Raw genomic sequence first — 18,007 nt, 5'->3', positions numbered from 1 at the left:
GCACCCCTTCCTCGACGTCGCCCGCGAGGGACCGGTCCACGTTCCGGTCGATCCCCGCCGCCCCCGCTACGACACGGTGTTCCATTCCAACGACGGCATTCTCGGAAACGCTCGCGAGATCCGTGTCGAACTACCGCGAAGAGTGGCTCCCCTGAGCCGGGACGGCAGGGGCGTCATGGCCTCGGGCCGACGAGCGGCGCGGAGGGCTTCGGCGGACCCGTCCCCGCGCTCCTGCCCCCCCGGCTTCCGGGACCGCCCGAACGTGATCCGGGTCAAGGGGAGTTCGGGACGACCGGACGGGCCGTCGAGCAGTTGTTCTCCTCGACGGGGGACTCTGGGCCTGCATATGGTCGGGCCAGAGGATGTGTTGAGGAAAACGACCGGGGCCGCCACCCCCCACAGGAGAGGCCCCGGCCGTCTTCCGCGAAGCCGCAGTGCGGCCCCGTACCCCACTCAGCGCCGCGACCGCGTTTTCTGTCACACCAGCAGGTGCCGACGGTTTGTTGCGACTTGTACAAGCCATGGACGCGACACCCGCCCAGCACGTAGCGTGCTGATCGCGCAGGGTGGCGCAGCGGCGGTGACCAGCCGCGATTCGGGACAGCAGGGCGGTTGAGGGGTGCTGGGGGACGACGCGGAGCTGACCGCCGCGGTGCTCGCGGCGCAGGGCGGGAGCGAGGAAGCCTTCCGCGTTGTGTACCGCGCTGTGCAGCCGAGGCTGTTGGGGTACATACGAACGCTGGTGGGGGAAGCGGACGCGGAGGACGTGGCGTCCGAGACGTGGTTCCAGATGGCCCGCGACCTGGGCCGGTTCAGCGGTGACGCCGACCGGTTCCGTGGATGGGCTGCCAGGATCGCGCGTAACCGTTCCCTCGATCATCTGCGGATGCGTGGCCGGAGGCCCGCGATCGGCGGGGACGAGATGGAGCTGACGGGTCGTCCGGCGGATTCGGACACCGAGGGAGAGGCCCTGGAGGCCATCGACACCGGCCGGGCCATGGCGCTCATAGCCCGGCTTCCGCGGGACCAGGCGGAAGCGGTGGTGCTGCGGGTGGTCGTCGGCCTCGACGCGAAGAGCGCCGCGCAGACCCTGGGGAAGCGGCCCGGTGCCGTACGCACCGCCGCGCACCGCGGGTTGAAGCGGCTCGCGGAGATGCTGGCGGGGGAGCAGCGGGAAGCGGAATGGGCCGGTACGGTCCCTCGGGGGCCGCTGAACGACGGGGCGGAGCACGGAGTGGAGCCTGGCGCCGGGAGCCGGGACGGGCCCGCGCCGGAACTCGGTGCCGTACCCGCGCAACGCGTCGGACGGGGTGGCGTGGTGGCGCCCGCGGGAGTGGTTCCCGGAGTGACGCATTCGCGTCCGTGGACGCAGAAGGACATGTGATGGCCGACGAGCAGGACGAGTGGCTCGACAGGGACGCGGCGGAGAAACTGCTCCGCGGCGAACCGGTCGTGCCTCCCGGGGCTCAGGCGCGCTTCGCCGCACGGAACCTCGCCGAGACGCTCGGCGCGGCCCGGCCGGGACCCTCGTCGGACGGTGAACTCGCGGGCGAGGAAGCCGCGTTGGCCGCGTTCCGTCAGGTGGGTCCGGCTCGCGGGTCCGCCGGCACCGGGCGCCACCGGCGGCCCGTCGGACCCGCCGCGGAAGCCGGCACCGCCCCGGGCGGGGGCACGCTCGACCCGGTGCGACTCGGCACGCCGCCCTCCTCGTCCGGCCGCCGGGAGCGCCCCCGCTTCGGCGGGCCGGTACGCATCGGCCTGGTGGCCTCGCTCGCGGGCTGCGCACTCGGCGGAGTCGCCGTGGCCGCCGGTACGGGTGCGCTGACCGGCGCGTTCGGCGGCGCGGAAAGCGGTCCGGCGGCCTCCGTCTCGGTGGCCGCCTCGCCGGACGGTACCGCTCCGGAGCCGCCTGGTACGGACGCCCCTTCCGGCGCTCCGGACGGTACGGGCGACGCCTCCGGAGGGAGCGCCGGAGGAACCTCCGGGGGAGCGGGCGGCGCGAGCGCCACCCCGGGTACCGGCGGACCGGGCGGCGGGGTCGGCACCGGCGGCCGGGCGGGCGGCTACCTGGACGGGGTCGCGGACCGGGGCGCGTTCGGCGACCAAGGCGGCTCCGGCGGCACCGACACCGACCGGTACGCCGCCGTCCTGGAGGACTGCCACGACTACCGGGACGGACACCTGGACGACCGGGAGCGCCGCCGCCTCGCCCAACTGGCCCGGGGCGAGGGGAACATTCCGGCCTACTGCGCGACCCTCGCGGGCTCCTCCTCCAAGGGCTCCGGCGCGGGGGACGGGCCGGGCGGGCCGGACGGGCCGGACCAGAACGGCTCGGGCGACGGCTCCGACCGCCCCGGTGGCGACACGTACGAGTGGAACCAGGACACCTCTCAGCAGGGCCGGTCCTCCTCCTTCTCGCTCCGGCAGGCCCCTGCGGAGGGCCCCGCCGCCACCATGGCCGCGACACCGGTAGCCAAAAGGGCCACCACCTTTGCCGCGACGCCTCCCGCGTCTTCCGCGCCTCCCGCGCCTCCCGCGTCTTCCGCGCCTCCCGGGTCTTCCGCGAAGGCCGCTCCGTCGGCGGCGCCGTTCGCGGGCGCGCCCGGTGCGGTGTGGGCGGCGGGCCCCGGCCCGGCCACCCCCGCACCCGTTTCCACACCCGCTTCCGCACCCGTTTCCGAGGGGAGCGCGGAGAGCGCGACGGCCGGGCAGGGCGCGACGGCCGGGCAGGGCGGACACGGCGACGGCTGCGACTTCGGCGGGTAGGCCGTAGGGCCGCCCCTGTGGGGCCGGTCACATCCGGGCCGCAGCAGTGACGTTTTTCGGATCGGTGACGCAGTAGGAAGTGAGCCGACTGGTCATCGGCGGCGCATCGAGCCGGGGTTCCCCCCGTACCTTCGGCTCCGCGCATCGGCGCGGGCGGGACACGTTCCCCCGGTCCCGTCCGCGCCCCTTTTTCTCGCTCCTTCTCCGCGCCCCTTTTCCTCGCTCCTCCGGTCGAGCGGCGCCTCAGTGGTAGATCACGACCTTGTCGCCGTTCCTCACCTGCTCGTAGAGCGCGGAGATCTTCTTCTCGTCGCGGACGTTGACGCAGCCGTGGGACGCGCCGGCGTAGCCGCGCGCGTCGAAGTCGGCCGAGTAGTGCACCGCTTGGCCGCCGCTGAAGAACATCGCGTACGGCATCGCGGAGCCGTACAGCGTGGAGACGTGGTCGCGCGACTTCCAGTAGACGGAGAAGACGCCCTCGCGGGTCGGCGTGTACTCCGAGCCGAACCGTACGTCCATCACCGAGACCACCCGCCCGTCGATCATCCACGCCAGGGTCCGGCTCTCCTTGCTGACACAGAGCACCCTCCCCTTCAGGCAGCGCGGGTCCGGGGCTGCCACCGGGAGTTCGGTCGGCGGGTCGAGCTCGGACGCCGTGGGCGTGCGCGTGGCGGCCAGCAGCCGCTGCCAGGTGACGGAATCCGTGCGGCCCGTCACCCGGAGGCCGAGCTCGCGCTGGAAGTCCTCCACCGCCCGGGAGGTGAGCGTCCCGTAGTAGCCGGTGGGGTTGCGGGCGAAGTGCTCGGCCTGCCGCAGCCGGGCCTGGAGTTCGCGCACCCGCGCACCCTCCGAGCCGACCGTCATCAGGACCGAGGCGGACGGTGTGGGCGCCGGTGCCGCCGGGGCGGCCGAACTCGTGCCCGGAGCGACCGGCTTGTCGTCCGAGGGCCGGGACGGCGAGGGCGTCGCGGACGGCGGCGGTGCGGCGGACGCCCCGGTGGGGGACGGTGCGGCGGGTACGGGTACGGGCGAGGCGCTCGCCCCGCCGTTCACCTCCACCGGCTCGCACCCCGTCGCCAGGACCGCCCCGACGAGCAGGACGGCGGCGGTCACGGCCGCCCTCCGCGCGGACGACCGGCCTCGTCCGGAGGCGGGGAGCGAGGCCGACGCGGATGCCGTTGCCCCGGCCGACGCGGATGCCTCTGCCCCGGCCGACGCGGATGCCGTGGCCCGTCCCGACGCGGATGCCGTTGCCCGGGCCGAGGCCGGCGTCGGACCGGTTGGCGGCGTCGATTCCGGATTCGCTCGCGAAGTCGCCGTCGAGGGTGAACGTGTCGCTCGTGTACGTCTCACTTCGGCCTCCCCGTGGCCCGTGAGGTCCCCGCGGCCCGCAATGCCGCGCGTTCCGTGTCACTGGGGACGCGTTCCCGGCCCGGGCGGTTGCCGAACGTCCCGGGACGGTGACGGCACGCCCCGCCCCACCGCGATTGCGCTCGTCCGGGTGGATTGGACTCCGGCCCCGGCCGTGCCGGGCGGCCCGGGTGGACGATGCCGGGGGAGGGTTCCGGATCCGGTCCGCCGGGCTTTCCCCCACCGGAACACGAACCCGCGGGAGCAGCTGACATGGTCGTACCGGACCCGGAAGCGGGCGTCACCGAATCCACCGACGAACCCATCGACCTCACGGACCGGGAGCTGGTCCGCGATCCCTTCACCGCCTACGCCCCCGACCACGACGCGCGTCGGCGGATGGTGCGAGGACGAGTCCCCGGAGTCGACCCGATGTGGGTGGCGACCCGGTTCGACGACATTCGTACGATCATGGGAGATCCCCGCTTCACGGTGGACGCCACCGCCGTGCCCGGTGCTCCGGTGGCCCACCGTACGGAGCAGACCTGGCAGGCGCGCGGCATGCACCCGGACCACGAGAAGTACCTCCGCGCGGGGATCTTCGACGCCGACGGCCCCGACCACCGGCGTCTGCGCGGCCTGGTGACGGCCGCGTTCTCCCCGGCGCGGGTGGCCGCGCTGAGGCCGAGGATCGAAGCCATCGCCCGCCACCTGGCCGACCGGCTGCCCGAGCACGCCGAGGACGGTGTCGTGGATCTGGTGGAGCACTTCGCCCGGCCCCTGCCCATCACCGTCATCTGCGAGCTCATCGCCGTGCCCGAGGGCGACCGCGCCCGCTGGCGGACCCGCAGTGCCGCACTCACCGCAGGGGTCTGCGGCGAGGAACTCGGGAACGCGCTTGCGGGCATGGTCGCCGACGCACACGCCCTCGTCGAGCAGCACACCCGCCGTCCCGGCTCCGACCTCGTCTCCGAACTCCTCGCTCCCGGGTGCCGCGAACGGCTGAGCACCGAGGAACTCGTCGCGCTCGTGGTCAATCTCGTCGTCGCCGGACACATCACCACCGTCAACCTCATCGCCAACGGCACCGAGGCGCTCCTGGCCCACCCCGGCCAGCTCGCCCTGCTGCGCGCGGACCCCTCCCTGATGCCGCACGCCGTCGACGAGCTCATGCGCTACTGCGGACCCGTCGTGCGCGCGCTGCCCCGCTACGCGCTCCGCGACACCGCCGTCGGTACCACCCCGGTGTGCGCCGGGGAGGCCGTCCTGCCCATCGTGTCCGCCGCCAACCGCGACCCGGCCGCCTTCACCGACCCGGGCCGACTGGACATCACCCGCACCCGCCGCAGCAGGGAACACCACATCGGATTCGGCCACGGCGCCCACCGCTGCCTGGGCGCGAACCTGGCCCAGGAGGAGACCGCCGTCGCCCTGACCGCCCTGCTCGACACCTTCCCCGGGCTACGCCTCGCCACCGGTCCGGAGCTCCTGGAACGCGGCACCAACCCCGTCAACTGGCATCTGAAGGCACTTCCGGTCCGGCTGTGACCCTCCCGGAACGTCCGGTGGCGGCCCCCGGCGCTGGACAGAACACGGAACGCGCGTGCGAAACTCCGTTCCATGCTGGGTGTCACTGATCTGCCGACCTACCTCGTCGGCCTCGTCCTCATCGTTCTGCTGCCGGGACCGAACTCGCTCTACGTGCTCTCCGTCGCCGCCCGGCGCGGCGTACGCACCGGATACGTCGCGGCGGCCGGGGTCTGGACCGGTGACACGGTCCTGATGACCCTCGCCGCCCTCGGCGCCGCCTCCCTGCTCCAGACGACGCCGCTGCTCTTCGCCGTCGTCAAGTACGCGGGCGCCGGCTATCTGACCTGGCTGGCGTTCGGGATGCTCCGCACCGCCCGTGAGCTGTGGCGGGAGCGTACCCGGCGGGTGGCCGAACTCACTGAGGACGCCCCGGCCGCCGGGGAGCCGGGGACCGCCGGGGCGCGCGAGCGGCCCTACCGCCGGGCGTTGGTCGTCAGCATCTTCAACCCGAAGGCCATTCTCTTTCTGATCTCCTTCTTCGTGCAGTTCGTGGACCCCGACTACGCCTACCCGGCGCTGTCGTTCGTGGTGCTGGGCGGGCTGCTGCAGCTGGCGAGCTTCCTCTACCTCTCCGCGCTGATCTTCGGCGGCACCCGCCTCGCCGCCGCCTTCCGTCGCCGCAAGCGGCTGTCGGCGACGGCGACTTCGGCGGCCGGCCTGCTCTTCCTCGGCTTCGCCGCGAAGCTCTCGCTCAGCGGGATCTGAGTTCCGACCGGCGTCAACGGGCGGCCGGTTCCGGCAGGGCGAGGCCCAGTCGTGCGGCGTACGCGCCCAAGCCCTCGGCGCTGGTGCCCGCCCAGCCGACGTACCCGTCCGGGCGGACCAGGAAAAGCCCGGAACCGTAAGCCGCCGAGAGCGGCGCGCGGTGCACCCGGACCATGGCGTCGTCCGGCACCGGCAGCGGGGCGTCCGTGCCGACCGCCAGCAGGGTGAAGTGCGGGCCACGGAACACGTCGAAGAGCCGCCGCCCGTCGCCCGAGTCCCCGTCCGGCGCCCGGTCGCCCGCCACCAGGACGCCGGCCGCGCCCTCGGAGAGCGGCCCCCCGCGGTAGCCCAGGCCCAGCTGCTGCGCCTCCTTGCCGCGTCGCCGCTCACCCCGGTGGATGCGGGTGGAGAGGCCCAGCATCTCGGCGGCGATCGGGCGGCGCTCCTGCTCGTACGTCTCCAGGAGGGCTTCGGGTGCGCCGTGCAGCAGCACCTGGCCGAGCTTCCAGCCGAGGTTGTACGCGTCCTGGACGCTGGTGTTCAGCCCCTGGCCGCCCGCCGGGGAGTGCACATGGGCGGCGTCCCCGGCGAGGAGGACGCGCCCCTGGCGGAAGCGTTCGACGAGCGCCGCGCGGGGCCGGAAGTCCGAGGACCAGCGGACCTCGGTGACCGCGTCCGCGCCGAGGTGGGTGCGGGCGGCGACGAGTGCCTGTACGCCCCCGGCAGAGGTGTCGGGCGTCCCCTCCGGGAACTGCGCGACCAGCTGGAAGTCCTCCGTGCCGGGCAGTGGGCAGAGGGTGAGCAGGCCCGCGTCGTGCACGAAGATGTGCCAGTTGAGCCGGTCGAGCGCCGTCGGCTCGATCCGCACGTCCGCCACCAGCGTGGGTGACGGGTCGACGGTCTCGCCCTCCATCGCGAGGGAGAGCGCACGCCGGACCGTGGAGCGTCCGCCGTCCGCGGCGACCAGGTGGCGGGCGCGGACCTCGCCGGTGGTGAGGTGCGCGGTGACCCCGTCGGCATCCTGGGAGAACCCCGTCAGGGCGGACGAGAGGACGACGTCGCCGCCCAGCTCGCGCAGCCGGGCGAGCAGGATCTCCTGCGTCCGCCACTGCGGCATCATCCAGGGCTCCCCGTACGGCTCCGCGTCGGTCGGTGCCGCACGGCGGAACATGTCGTACGCGCCCAGGCGCTCGCCGTCCTTCCAGGGCATCCCGACGGGCGCGGCCCCGCCGTGCGCCCGTACCGCCCCGCCCACCCCGAGGTCGTCGAGGACCTCCCGGGTGCGGGGCTGGATGCCCTTGCCCCGGGAGCCCGCGAAGAGGGTTCCGGAGCGTTCGACGAGGAGGTGGCGCACCCCGCGGCGGGCCAGGTCGCAGGCGAGCGCGAGACCGCAGGGGCCCGCGCCGACGATCAGCACGTCCACGTCCACGTTCAGCGAACCGCCGTCCTTAACGTTGTTAAGTTCCATGCGGCGAGTGTGCCCTTAACGTCGTTAAGGAGTCAAGGGGTGAGGGGTAGAGTGCGCGGGATGGGCACGACGAAGATCGACCGGGCGAAGGTCGCGGAGACCGCACTGCGGCTGCTGAACGAGACGGGGCTCGACGGGCTGACCCTGCGCGCCATCGCCAAGGAACTGGACGTCCAGGCGCCCGCCCTGTACTGGCATTTCAAGAACAAGCAGGAACTCCTCGACGAGATGGCCACGGCGATGTACCGCCGGATGCTTGTCGAGGAGACGGCGGACCTCGCAGGCCGGGGCTGGCGGGAGCGGATCATCGCCTCGCAGACCGCCCTGCGGACCGCCCTTCTGCGCTACCGCGACGGCGCGAAGGTCTTCAGCGGGGCGCGCTTCACCGGAATCGACCACGCGCCAGGCATGGAGGAACACCTCCGCGTGATGGTCGACGCCGGATTCGACCTCCGACAGGCCGTACGGGCCGCCGCCACCGTCAACGCGTACACGATGGGCTTCGTCACCGAGGAGCAGGGCGTCCAGCCCATGCCCGGCGAACGACGTGACGGCTACGACGTGTCCGAGCGGGCCGCACGGATGGCGGACTTCCCGCTGGTCGCCGCAGCCGGTGCCGAACTCTTCGCCGAGTACGACGAGTTGTTCGCGGACGGGCTCCAGATCCTCGTCGCGGGGATCGGCGCGCGGTACGGAGTGGCGTGACCGGGCGGGTCGACCGAGCGGGGCTGACAGGGCGGGGCTGACCGGGCGGGTCGACCGGGCGGGGGTGACCGGGCGGGGGCGACCTCCCGCGCACCCGGTGGCATTCTCCGGGAGAGGGAACGGCCCGCCGTCCGGGCCGGGTTCGGGGGCTTCCCCGAACGCTCGGACCGGCTACAGCTCGGTGAGCAGCACGTTGCGCAGTTTCGGGGTGAAGGGCCGCTCGACCAGGCGGTGGATGATCCACGCGAGGAGCAGCATCGACGCGATGGTCAGCCCCATGGTGGCCGCGGACGGGATGCCCAGGTGCCGGTGGAGGAATTCCACCTCCACCCAGGGCTCCGTACGGCAGGTGGTGAGGCGCGGTGAGGTGCGGTGAGGCGCGGTGTGGGGCGGCCCACCGCCCCCGTTCCGGCGGGCGGAACGGGGACGTGGCCTACTTCCCCACGTTCCGGCGCAGCGCGCGGGCCCGCTTCGCCACCCTGCGGACCGTCGTGTTGCGCGGCAGGAAGGCGAACTGGGCGGGCACGCCGCCCGGCAGGCCGAGTGAGGTCAGCCGCCGCCGCTTGAAGTACCGCCAGGTCGTGCGGTTCAGCCGGGTCGACAGGTAGGACTCGGCCTCGGACCGCAGATTCGGGTAGATCTTCGGCTGCATGGCGAAGCCCACCGCCCGGACCAGTGCGGAGATCTCGGTCTCGGAGCCCTCGCCGGGCCGTCCGGCTTTCACCGCCCCGGTGTCGGAGAGTTCCGGGAGCAGCGCGTCCACCAGCGTCACCGGGACCCGGTTGCTGTTCTCGTACGGGGTGAGCCGCTCCAGCAGCAGTTCGGTGCCGACCCGTGCCACCGGCAGACCGTAGAAGGCCGAGGCGGTCATCAGGGCGGTGGAGAAACAGCCCACGACGAGGGCCGGCCGCATCCGCTCGTAGAGCACCTCGGCGAGCACCGGTGCGGTGAGGAGCCCGTCGTCGAGGACGGTCAATTCCGCGCCCAGCGCCTCGGCCTGCTCCTTCAGGGCCTGCGACCACTGCGCGGGTGCCGTCGGGTGCGGCTTGAAGACGAGCCGGGTGTGGCCGAGGGCCACCGCGCCCCGCATCATCCGCAGATGCAGCTCCTCCTCCTCGGCCGCCGAGATCAGGCCGAGCGCGGAGAGGTACTGGCCGAGCAGCAGGGCCGGGGACTCCACGGCGGCCACCGGGGGTGCCGCGTCCGAGAGCTCACCGAGCACCTTCCGGAAGGCGTCGGTCGGCACGATCTCGGGCCGCACGCCGAACTCGCCGAGCAGCACGGGTTCCAGACCTGGCACCAGGTCGAGGTGGAGCAGGCGGCGCACCCGGGTCCCGATCAACGGGTCGATCTTGTTGCGGGTGGGGCCGTAGCTCATCAGCCCGTCCGCGTACACGTCCACCGGGGCGCCGGTGAAGATCGTGGCGATCGCCTGCGCCGGGTTGACCTGGATCGACTCCACCGTGAGCTCGACCGCGTCGTCGCCGAGGTTCCACAGCAGACGCAGATGGCGTTCCCACAGGGGGGCGTCGTCCCGGCGCGGGGCCCAGCCGCTCGGGTGGAAGGGGGCGATGGTCGCGTTCCAGGAGATCACGTCGTCGAAGCGGTCGCGGAGCCGCTCGAACCCCGGCATCCCGTCGAGGGGGAGGGTCGTCTCCGGGACGCCCGCGTTGTTGCAGACGAGCAGGATGCGGCGGTCGGCGGGGCCGAAGCAGTCGGTGTCCAGGGCCGCCGCGAGGGTGGCCACCCCGTACAGGGTGGACGCCACGAAGATCTGCGTGGTGCGCCGTGGGGTGGGGAAGGTCCTCATACCGCGGTCTTCTCCTTCGAGGTCGCCGGCCGGCGCCGCAGGCGGCGGAGCAGCGTGGCGCGTTCCAGGTCCATGGAGTCGAGTGCGTCGTCCAGCACCGGCTGGGGCATCCGGCGCAGCGCGGCGCCGCTCATCGACTTCAGGGCGCGTGCGACGGGCGGTTCGAACCGCTCGATCGACTTGATGTGGTGCGAGATGATGGCGCAGTAGGTGCGCACGGCCTTCGGCAGCAACGCGTCCGCGTCCCTGTCCTCGGCCGTCTCCCGCACGACCTGGTCGAAGGAGCGGATGAAGTCCAGCTGGCGCACGTCGCCGATCTGGGTCAGCGAGGACGTCACCCCGCGCCGGTAGAAGAGGCCCAGGACGTCCAGTACGGCGAAGGACTCGGCCTGACGGTGGAGCCGCCAGATCCAGGGCCGGTCCTCCGCGGTGCGCAGCCCGTCCGTGAAGTGGAGGAGCCCCTTGTCGAGCAGCCGGCGGTGGTAGACCCCGGCCCAGGCGTAGGGGTAGTCCACCGAGGTGGACCGTTCGGCGGGCAGGATCGCGTCCCGGGGGTTCATCACCTCGTCGCGCCGGCCGTGCGGGACCCGGCGCACACTGCGCACCGCCTGGTTCGACTCCACGTGGTCGGTTCGGACGAAGTCGCAGCCCAGCGCTTCGGTACGGGTGAGGAGTTCCTCGTAGTAACCGGGAGCCAGCCAGTCGTCCCCGTCCAGGAAGGTGACGTATTCGCCGCGTGCGGCGTTCAGTCCCGTATTACGGGCAGTGGCCAGTCCACCATTCTGCTCGTGTCGGAGTACGACCACCCCCGGAATGTCCTCCTGGGCTCGATCGAGTATTTTCGCAGTTCCGTCCTTCGAACAATCGTCGACGAGAAGGAACTCGAAATCCTCGCGGGCATTCGCCCGCAGACTTCTGAGGGTGTCGGGCGCGTATGTCTGCACGTTGTAGAACGGCACGATGACGGAGAGCTTGACCACGGCTTCACGCTAGATGCGGACCCGGCACATTCCTCGTCCGGAGGGAGTACGGGAGGTGAACTCCGCGTGCCGAGACCGTGAATGATCCGTCTTTCCCGGGGTGGCGAGCCGATTTCTCGCGGCGAATCCAAGCGGCAGTGCGCTGTTAACCGTTTGTTGCCCGCGTGTTGGGCCGCTGAACGAAATGGCTTCCTACCTTCTAGGACGTGCCTCCTCGTACCAATGACCCGGCCGGACCCGCCGAAGCCCCCGTGAATTCCGCGGCGCTGCGGGTGGCCGTTCTCGCAGACTCCGACACCCGGTGGAAATGGGGTGCGCTCACCGCGCGCCGTCTCACCGCCTCGGGCGAAACCTCCGTCCCGGAGCGCCCGGTCGAGATCAGCGGGCTCCTGCTGCGCGGACGGGCCACTCCCACCGCACGCCAGCTCGCCGAAGTCGGCGACGTCGGGGTGGAAGCAGGCCGGGTCCGCGAGGTCACCGCCGTCGAGTTCCTGCACACCGTGCGCGAGGAGAAGTACGACGTCGTCGTGCTCGCCCTCGTCGGCGGCGGCGTCCAGGCGATGCTGCACGGACTGGCCGCCCTGGACCTGCCCCGCAGGCCCGTCGTCGTCACCGGCTACGTCGGCGTCGTCTACGAGAAGCTCGCCGACGGGCTGCTGCTCCGGCACGGCGCGGACGTCGTCCTCGCCAACTCGGCCCACGACGCGGAGCGCTTCCGCGCCGTGTACGAAGGGGTCGGCGCCGACGCGGGCGCCGTCACCGAGGCGGCCCTGCCGTTCCTCGGCGGGGAGCCGCACCGGGCACGGGAAGGCCGCGACACGGTCGTGTTCGCCGCGCAGCCCTCCGTGCCGGCGTCCCGCGCCGACCGTACGTACCTGCTGCGCCGGCTCGTCGAACACGCCCGCAAGCACCCCGACCGCGAGGTGGTGCTCAAGCTCCGCTCCAAGCCGGGCGAGCAGACCACGCACATCGAGGAGCTGCCCTACCAGCGGCTCGCCGAGCGGCTGCCCGGTGGCCTGCCCGCCAACTTCCAGCTGGTGTACGGGCACATGGGCGAGGTGCTCGACCGCACCGACCTGCTCGTCACCGTCTCCTCCACCGCCGCGCTGGAGTCGCTGCACCGGTCCATCCCGACCGCGATCCTCAGCGACCTCGGCGTCCGCGAGACGCTCGGCAACCACCACTTCGTCGGCTCCGGCCTCATCACCTCCTGGGACCGGCTGGACGAGGGCCTGCACCCCGTCCCGGACCCCGAGTGGCTCGCCGGCCAGGGCGTCGCCGCCGACGGTACGTACGCCACCGCCTACGACGCGGCGCGTGACCGGGTCGGCGCGCTGCTGGCGGCAGGCGAACTGCCGCCGCTCGCCCCCTACTACACCCCCGCCACCGCGCCGGGATACCTCCCCGGCATCCTCGCCCGCCATCACCTCGGCCCCGACGGCCGGCCGCTGCCCGGCGCTGCGGCCCCCGTCGCCACCGGCCGCATCAGGGGCGCGGTGCGCGAGACCGTCCGCAACGCGGCGCGCGGCGCCTACCGGCAGGGCGTCCAGCGCGTCGCCCCCGTGATCCGGCGGATGGGCGAACTGTGACCACCACTTCAGGAGCATCCATGCCGTCACCCACCGTTCTCGCGGTGATCCCCGCCCGGGGCGGATCCAAGGGCGTCCCCGCCAAGAACCTCGCGCAGGTCGGCGGCGTCCCGCTGGTGGCCCGCGCGGTCCGCGCCTGCCTCGGCTCCACCGAGGTCACGGACGTCGTCGTCACCACCGACGACGCCGCCATCGCCGAAGCCGCCAGGCTCGCCGGCGAGAGCGCCCGAGCGCCCGGCCGGGTGCACGTCGTGCAGCGCCCCGCGGACATCTCCGGGGACACCGCGACGAGCGAGGCGGCCGTGCTGCACGCGCTCGACGCCTACGAGGCGCTCGGCGGCCCCGCCGCCGACGTGGTGCTGCTCGTCCAGTGCACCAGCCCGTTCCTCTCCCGCGAGGACGTCGACGGGGTGGCCCGCGCGGTCGCCCGGGAAGGCGCCGACACGGCCGTCACCGTCGCCCCGTTCCACGGCTTCGTGTGGCGCGACGGCGAAGCGGTCGAGGAGAGCAGCTACGGCGTCAACCACGACAAGGCCTTCCGCCCCCGCCGCCAGGACCGCCCGCAGGACCTGCTGGAGACCGGGGCCGCGTACGCCATGGACGTGGCCGGCTTCCGCACCCACCGCCACCGCTTCTTCGGACACACCGCCCTGGTCCGCACGGACCCGGCGCGGGTGCTGGAGATCGACGACCAGCACGAGCTGGCCCGCGCCCGCGCGCTCGCCCCGCTGCTGGACCCCTCCGCGCTGCCGACCCTCGCGGACGTGGACGCCGTCGTCCTCGACTTCGACGGCACCCAGACCGACGACCGGGTCATGGTCGACCAGGACGGCCACGAGACGGTCTCCGTCCACCGCGGCGACGGCCTCGGCATCGCGGCCATGCGCCGCGCCGGGCTGGACGTCCTCATCCTGTCGACCGAGCAGAACCCGGTGGTCGCCGCCCGCGCCCGCAAGCTCCAGGTCCCCGTGCTGCACGGCATCGACCGCAAGGACCTCGCGCTCAAGCAGTGGTGCGACGAGAACGGCGTCAGCCCCGACCGGGTCCTCTACGCCGGCAACGACGTCAACGACCTGGCCTGCTTCGCCCTGGCGGGCTGGCCCGTCGCGGTCGCGAGCGCCCACGACTCCGTCCGGACCGCGGCACGCGCCGTCACCCGGACCCCCGGCGGCCAGGGAGCGATCCGCGAGATCGCGGGCTGGCTGCTGGGCCCCGAACTGACCCTCACCCGGGCCGGAACCCCTCCGGCCACCACCCCCACAGGCCCCACCCCCACCGTCAACACCCCCACGATCACCACCAAGTAAGGAACACCCTCACCATGAGCGACTCCCGTCTGCGCAGCTTCGGCACCCGCACCGCCGGCCCCGGCCGGCCCGTGTACATCACCGGCGAGATCGGCATCAACCACAACGGCGAGCTGGACAACGCCCTCGCCCTGATCGACGTCGCCGCCGACGCCGGCTGTGACGCCGTCAAGTTCCAGAAGCGGACCCCGGAGATCTGCACCCCGCGCGACCAGTGGGACATCGAGCGCGACACCCCCTGGGGCCGGATGACGTACATCGACTACCGCCACCGCGTCGAGTTCGGCGAGGACGAGTACCGCACCATCGCCGAGCACTGCGCCAAGCGCGGCATCGACTGGTTCGCCTCCCCGTGGGACACCGAGGCCGTCGCCTTCCTGGAGAAGTTCGACGTCCCCGCCCACAAGGTCGCCTCCGCCTCCCTCACCGACGACGAGCTGCTCCGCGCCCTGCGCGCCACCGGCCGCACCGTCATCCTCTCCACCGGCATGTCGACCCCGAAGCAGATCCGCCACGCGGTCGAGGTCCTCGGCAGCGACAACATCCTCATGTGCCACGCCACGTCGACGTACCCGTCGGTGGCCGAGGAGCTCAACCTCCGCGTCATCAACACCCTGCAGGCCGAGTACCCCAACGTCCCGATCGGCTACAGCGGCCACGAGACCGGCCTCCAGACCACGCTGGCCGCCGTCGCGCTGGGCGCCACCTTCGTCGAGCGCCACATCACCCTCGACCGCGCCATGTGGGGCTCCGACCAGGCCGCGTCCGTCGAGCCGCAGGGCCTCGCCCGTCTCGTCCGCGACATCCGCACCATCGAGGCGTCCCTCGGTGACGGCGTCAAGAAGGTCTACGCGTCGGAGCTCGGCCCGATGAAGAAGCTGCGCCGCGTCGCGGGCGTCGTCGCCGAGACCGAGAGCGCGACGGCCGCCGAGCCGGCCGCGGTCTGAGACGACCTCCGGTGAATCTCGCCTTCGTCGAGAGCCCGGTCCAGCTCCTGAACGTTCTGGAGTGGACCCACGCCAAGGGGGAGGAGACGCCGGCCGTCACCACGGTCGTCGTCCTCCCCCCGGTCGACCCGATGTCGCGCGGCCAGCTGCGCAGGATGGCCGACCTGGCCCGCGACGAGGGCATCACCGTGCGCTGGCAGGAGGCGCGCGGCGAACAGGGCACCCCGCTCAAGACGCTGCGCGCCCTGGTGGCTCTGGTCCGCAAGGCCGACCAGGTCGTGATCGGTGACCCTTTCTCCCGCTACGTACAGCTCCTGCTGAGCATCGTGCGGACGGCTCATCTCACGGTGGTCGACGACGGCACCGCCACGATGGAGTTCGTGGCACAGCTCGCCCGCGGCGAGCGGCTGGTGCGCTGGCACCGCAAGGGGAACAAGGGGCCGCGCGAGCTGCTGCTCGCGCCGGTCACCGCCTCCGCGCGACGTCGGTTCACCCCGTCCTCCGGGCACCGCGTCGAAGTGTTCACCGCGATGCCGGTCGAGGCCCCCGAAGGGGTCGAGGTCACCGCCAACACCTTCTCCTGGACCCGCGCCCGTTTCGGCCCGCCGCGTCTCACCAAGGGCGCCGACATCGTCGGCACCTCCCTGGTGGAGACCGGCGTGGTCGACACGGCGCCCTACCTGGAGGCGGTGGCGGCCCTCGCCCGTACGCACGGCGCCACCCGCTACTTCGCGCACCGCCGCGAGTCGACGGAGAAGCTCCACGCGCTGGAGGCCGCCACCGGTCTGGAGATCGTCCGCCCCGACCTGCCGCTGGAGCTCATCGCCCGGCGCGGCCCCATCGGCCGTACCGTGCTGAGCTTCCCCTCCACCGTGGTGCACACGCTGCCCCTCGCGCTGGCGGGAACCGGGGTCAAGGTCGCGGTCTGCGACATCGACCCCGAGTGGCTGCGGGCCACGGCGTCCTCGCGCGCCCAGGGGTTCCTCGCGGGGGTCACCGAGACCGCCCGCGACGCGCACCGGCTGGCCTTCGCCCCGCCGGTCCCGCACGCGGGGCCCTGACCGGGGTCCCCCGGGGACGGCCCGTCGGCCCGCTCCTCACGGCGTACGCGGCACGAGCCGCGTACGCCGTTTCGCGTGGGGGCCGCGCGCGTTCCCGCGTACGCCGTACGGGCCCGAACGCCCCACCCGTACGGCGCAGTCGGGAAAAACGGCGGAGTCTACCCACCAGTCGTACGCCCCACACGTTTCGGCACCGTTTCATATTCATCCGAGGTGCTGAAGTTTTGTTGATCCATGTCCGATCGGGGGTTTGGTAGGCATACCCTTCGATGGGTGAACCAGTTGAAGTCCCGCGCGTCCCTCGTCCACGCCGACGGTGAACCGGCCGGTGGCTCACCGGCCCGGGCGGTCTCCCTGCCCGGCACCCTCTCCGAAGAGCTCCGGGCCGAGTTGATCGCCTTCCGCCGCGATCTCCACATGCACCCCGAGCTCGGCAACCAGGAGTTCCGCACCACCGCCGCCATCAAGGCCCGGCTGGAGCAGGCCGGGCTCGCCCCCCGGGTGCTCTCCACCGGTACGGGCCTGATGTGCGACGTGGGGCAGTGGGACGGCGAGACACCGATGCTGGCGCTGCGCGCGGACATCGACGCGCTGCCGATCCCGGATGCCAAGGCGGGCGTCCCCTACCGCTCCACCGTCCCCGACCGCGCGCACGCCTGCGGCCACGACGTGCACACCACCACGGTCCTCGGCGCCGGCCTGGTCCTCGCCGAACTCGACCGCAGGGGCGCGCTCCCGCACGCGGTCCGGCTGATCTTCCAGCCCGCCGAGGAGGTGCTGCCCGGCGGCGCTCCCGACGCCATCGAGTCCGGGGTGCTGGAGGGCGTCGGCCGGATCATCGCCGTGCACTGCGACCCCAAGGTGGACGTGGGCAAGATCGGGCTGCGGATCGGGGCCATCACCTCCGCCTGCGACCGGCTGGAAGTCACCCTGGACGGCGCGGGCGGCCACACCGCCCGCCCGCACCTCACCACCGACCTGGTCACCGCCGCCGCCCGCGTCGCCGTGGACGTGCCCGCGCTCCTCGCCCGCCGGGTCGACGCGCGCTCCGGCCTCGCCGTCACCTGGGGCCGACTGCACACCGGGCACGCCTGCAACGTGATCCCGCAGCACGCGGAGCTCTCCGGCACGGTCCGCTGCCTCGACCTGAAGTCCTGGCGGGAGGCCCCCGACCTGGTGCACGCGGCCGTCGACGAGATCGCGACCACGCACGGCGCCAAGACCGCCATCAACTACGTCCGGGGCGTGCCGCCCGTCGTCAACGACGCCGCGTCCATCGGGCTGCTCGACGCCGCCATGACCGAGCGGTGCGGACCCTACGCGATCGAGGACACCGAGCAGAGCCTCGGCGGCGAGGACTTCTCCTGGTACCTGGAGCACGTGCCGGGCGCCATGGCCCGCCTCGGCGTCCGGGCACACGGCGACACCCGGGGGCTCGACCTGCACCGGGGCGACTTCGACGTGGACGAGGAGGCCATCACCGTCGGGGTCGAACTGTTCACCGCCGCCGCTCTGCTCAACGGCGCGAGGTAGTGACACCGGGGCGCCACCCGGGGGGACGTGGGCTCCGTGTCACGTCCCCTTTTCGGGAGTGTCACCCCCTGATGTCCGGCGATGTCCCCCGTGGAGGACATAGGGGGCCCGGCGCGGGCTCCCGGGAGCGCCACCGGGAGTCTTCCGCCCGAATTGTGGCGGAGTGTCAGGTGCCCCGATGTGACCAAAACTCTTC

15 protein-coding genes are annotated in these 18,007 nt (G+C 72.8%); 10 read left to right on the top strand and 5 right to left on the bottom strand.

Annotated features, from left to right (window positions below; all coding sequences use genetic code 11):
• Positions 1 to 619 precede the first annotated feature (619 nt).
• Together ACWD3D_RS06895 and ACWD3D_RS06890 are read left to right on the top strand one after the other, a co-directional pair.
• Entirely contained in the window at positions 620 to 1,384 is a 765-nt protein-coding gene (locus tag ACWD3D_RS06895; RefSeq protein ID WP_451459864.1) for an RNA polymerase sigma factor, read from the top strand.
• Positions 1,384 to 2,766, top strand: coding sequence for a hypothetical protein (locus tag ACWD3D_RS06890; protein ID WP_451459863.1), 1,383 nt, complete (start codon positions 1,384 to 1,386; stop codon positions 2,764 to 2,766). Before ACWD3D_RS06895 ends, ACWD3D_RS06890 begins: the two co-directional genes overlap by 1 nt.
• A gap of 243 nt (positions 2,767 to 3,009) precedes the next feature.
• Here ACWD3D_RS06890 and ACWD3D_RS06885 read toward each other — a convergent pair whose 3' ends face one another.
• Positions 3,010 to 3,879 (bottom strand): L,D-transpeptidase family protein, encoded by an 870-nt coding sequence (locus ACWD3D_RS06885; RefSeq protein WP_451459862.1) that lies wholly within the window; start codon positions 3,877 to 3,879, stop codon positions 3,010 to 3,012.
• Between the two features lie 510 nt (positions 3,880 to 4,389).
• Between ACWD3D_RS06885 and ACWD3D_RS06880 the strand changes: the two genes are divergently transcribed.
• Together ACWD3D_RS06880 and leuE are read left to right on the top strand one after the other, a co-directional pair.
• Entirely contained in the window at positions 4,390 to 5,664 is a 1,275-nt protein-coding gene (locus ACWD3D_RS06880) for a cytochrome P450 family protein (RefSeq protein WP_451459861.1), read from the top strand.
• A gap of 72 nt (positions 5,665 to 5,736) precedes the next feature.
• Positions 5,737 to 6,411: a leucine efflux protein LeuE gene (leuE, locus tag ACWD3D_RS06875; RefSeq protein WP_451459860.1), complete on the top strand. Its 675-nt coding sequence runs from the start codon at positions 5,737 to 5,739 to the stop codon at positions 6,409 to 6,411.
• A gap of 13 nt (positions 6,412 to 6,424) precedes the next feature.
• On the opposite strand, the gene ACWD3D_RS06870 is transcribed toward leuE, so the two are convergent.
• Positions 6,425 to 7,879 carry an FAD-dependent monooxygenase gene (locus ACWD3D_RS06870; protein ID WP_451459859.1) on the bottom strand — a complete coding sequence of 485 codons (1,455 nt, stop codon included), beginning with the start codon at positions 7,877 to 7,879 and terminating at the stop codon, positions 6,425 to 6,427.
• A 60-nt stretch (positions 7,880 to 7,939) separates the two neighbouring features.
• On the opposite strand from ACWD3D_RS06870, the gene ACWD3D_RS06865 reads away from it, so the two are divergent.
• Complete coding sequence (locus ACWD3D_RS06865; protein ID WP_451459858.1) at positions 7,940 to 8,584, top strand: TetR/AcrR family transcriptional regulator C-terminal domain-containing protein; 645 nt, start codon at positions 7,940 to 7,942, stop codon at positions 8,582 to 8,584.
• A gap of 171 nt (positions 8,585 to 8,755) precedes the next feature.
• On the opposite strand, the gene ACWD3D_RS06860 is transcribed toward ACWD3D_RS06865, so the two are convergent.
• From ACWD3D_RS06860 to ACWD3D_RS06850, 3 genes are all read right to left on the bottom strand, one after another.
• Entirely contained in the window at positions 8,756 to 8,914 is a 159-nt protein-coding gene (locus tag ACWD3D_RS06860) for a hypothetical protein (protein ID WP_451459857.1), read from the bottom strand.
• Positions 8,915 to 9,017: 103 nt separating this feature from the next.
• The gene (locus tag ACWD3D_RS06855; protein WP_451459856.1) at positions 9,018 to 10,394 is read right to left on the bottom strand and encodes an alpha-2,8-polysialyltransferase family protein; all 1,377 of its coding nucleotides are present in this window, start codon (positions 10,392 to 10,394) and stop codon (positions 9,018 to 9,020) included.
• Positions 10,391 to 11,374, bottom strand: a complete 984-nt coding sequence (locus tag ACWD3D_RS06850; RefSeq protein WP_451459855.1) for a glycosyltransferase family 2 protein — start codon at positions 11,372 to 11,374, stop codon at positions 10,391 to 10,393. Before ACWD3D_RS06850 ends, ACWD3D_RS06855 begins: the two co-directional genes overlap by 4 nt.
• Before the next feature lie 206 nt (positions 11,375 to 11,580).
• On the opposite strand from ACWD3D_RS06850, the gene ACWD3D_RS06845 reads away from it, so the two are divergent.
• The 5 genes from ACWD3D_RS06845 to ACWD3D_RS06825 all read left to right on the top strand — a co-directional run bounded on the left by ACWD3D_RS06845 (position 11,581) and on the right by ACWD3D_RS06825 (position 17,811).
• Positions 11,581 to 12,963: a DUF6716 putative glycosyltransferase gene (locus ACWD3D_RS06845; protein WP_451459854.1), complete on the top strand. Its 1,383-nt coding sequence runs from the start codon at positions 11,581 to 11,583 to the stop codon at positions 12,961 to 12,963.
• A gap of 20 nt (positions 12,964 to 12,983) precedes the next feature.
• Positions 12,984 to 14,270: a cytidylyltransferase domain-containing protein gene (locus ACWD3D_RS06840; RefSeq protein WP_451459853.1), complete on the top strand. Its 1,287-nt coding sequence runs from the start codon at positions 12,984 to 12,986 to the stop codon at positions 14,268 to 14,270.
• A gap of 14 nt (positions 14,271 to 14,284) precedes the next feature.
• Positions 14,285 to 15,217 (top strand): N-acetylneuraminate synthase family protein, encoded by a 933-nt coding sequence (locus ACWD3D_RS06835; RefSeq protein WP_328719752.1) that lies wholly within the window; start codon positions 14,285 to 14,287, stop codon positions 15,215 to 15,217.
• Between the two features lie 11 nt (positions 15,218 to 15,228).
• Positions 15,229 to 16,278, top strand: a complete 1,050-nt coding sequence (locus ACWD3D_RS06830) for a hypothetical protein (RefSeq protein ID WP_451459852.1) — start codon at positions 15,229 to 15,231, stop codon at positions 16,276 to 16,278.
• Positions 16,279 to 16,560: 282 nt separating this feature from the next.
• Complete coding sequence (locus ACWD3D_RS06825; RefSeq protein WP_451459872.1) at positions 16,561 to 17,811, top strand: amidohydrolase; 1,251 nt, start codon at positions 16,561 to 16,563, stop codon at positions 17,809 to 17,811.
• Positions 17,812 to 18,007 lie beyond the last annotated feature (196 nt).

This window comes from Streptomyces sp. NPDC002690 (genome assembly GCF_053592415.1).
This window is presented reverse-complemented; position numbering and strand designations above follow the sequence as displayed.

Bases quoted from the DNA above. Each gene is read 5' to 3' on its own strand.
- leuE (WP_451459860.1), top strand. From the start codon at position 5,737: ATGCTGGGTGTCACTGATCTGCCGACCTACCTCGTCGGCCTCGTCCTC.
- ACWD3D_RS06890 (WP_451459863.1), top strand. From the start codon at position 1,384: ATGGCCGACGAGCAGGACGAGTGGCTCGACAGGGACGCGGCGGAGAAA.
- ACWD3D_RS06865 (WP_451459858.1), top strand. From the start codon at position 7,940: ATGGGCACGACGAAGATCGACCGGGCGAAGGTCGCGGAGACCGCACTG.
- ACWD3D_RS06880 (WP_451459861.1), top strand. From the start codon at position 4,390: ATGGTCGTACCGGACCCGGAAGCGGGCGTCACCGAATCCACCGACGAA.
- ACWD3D_RS06870 (WP_451459859.1), bottom strand. From the start codon at position 7,879: ATGGAACTTAACAACGTTAAGGACGGCGGTTCGCTGAACGTGGACGTG.
- ACWD3D_RS06840 (WP_451459853.1), top strand. From the start codon at position 12,984: ATGCCGTCACCCACCGTTCTCGCGGTGATCCCCGCCCGGGGCGGATCC.
- ACWD3D_RS06855 (WP_451459856.1), bottom strand. From the start codon at position 10,394: ATGAGGACCTTCCCCACCCCACGGCGCACCACGCAGATCTTCGTGGCG.
- ACWD3D_RS06835 (WP_328719752.1), top strand. From the start codon at position 14,285: ATGAGCGACTCCCGTCTGCGCAGCTTCGGCACCCGCACCGCCGGCCCC.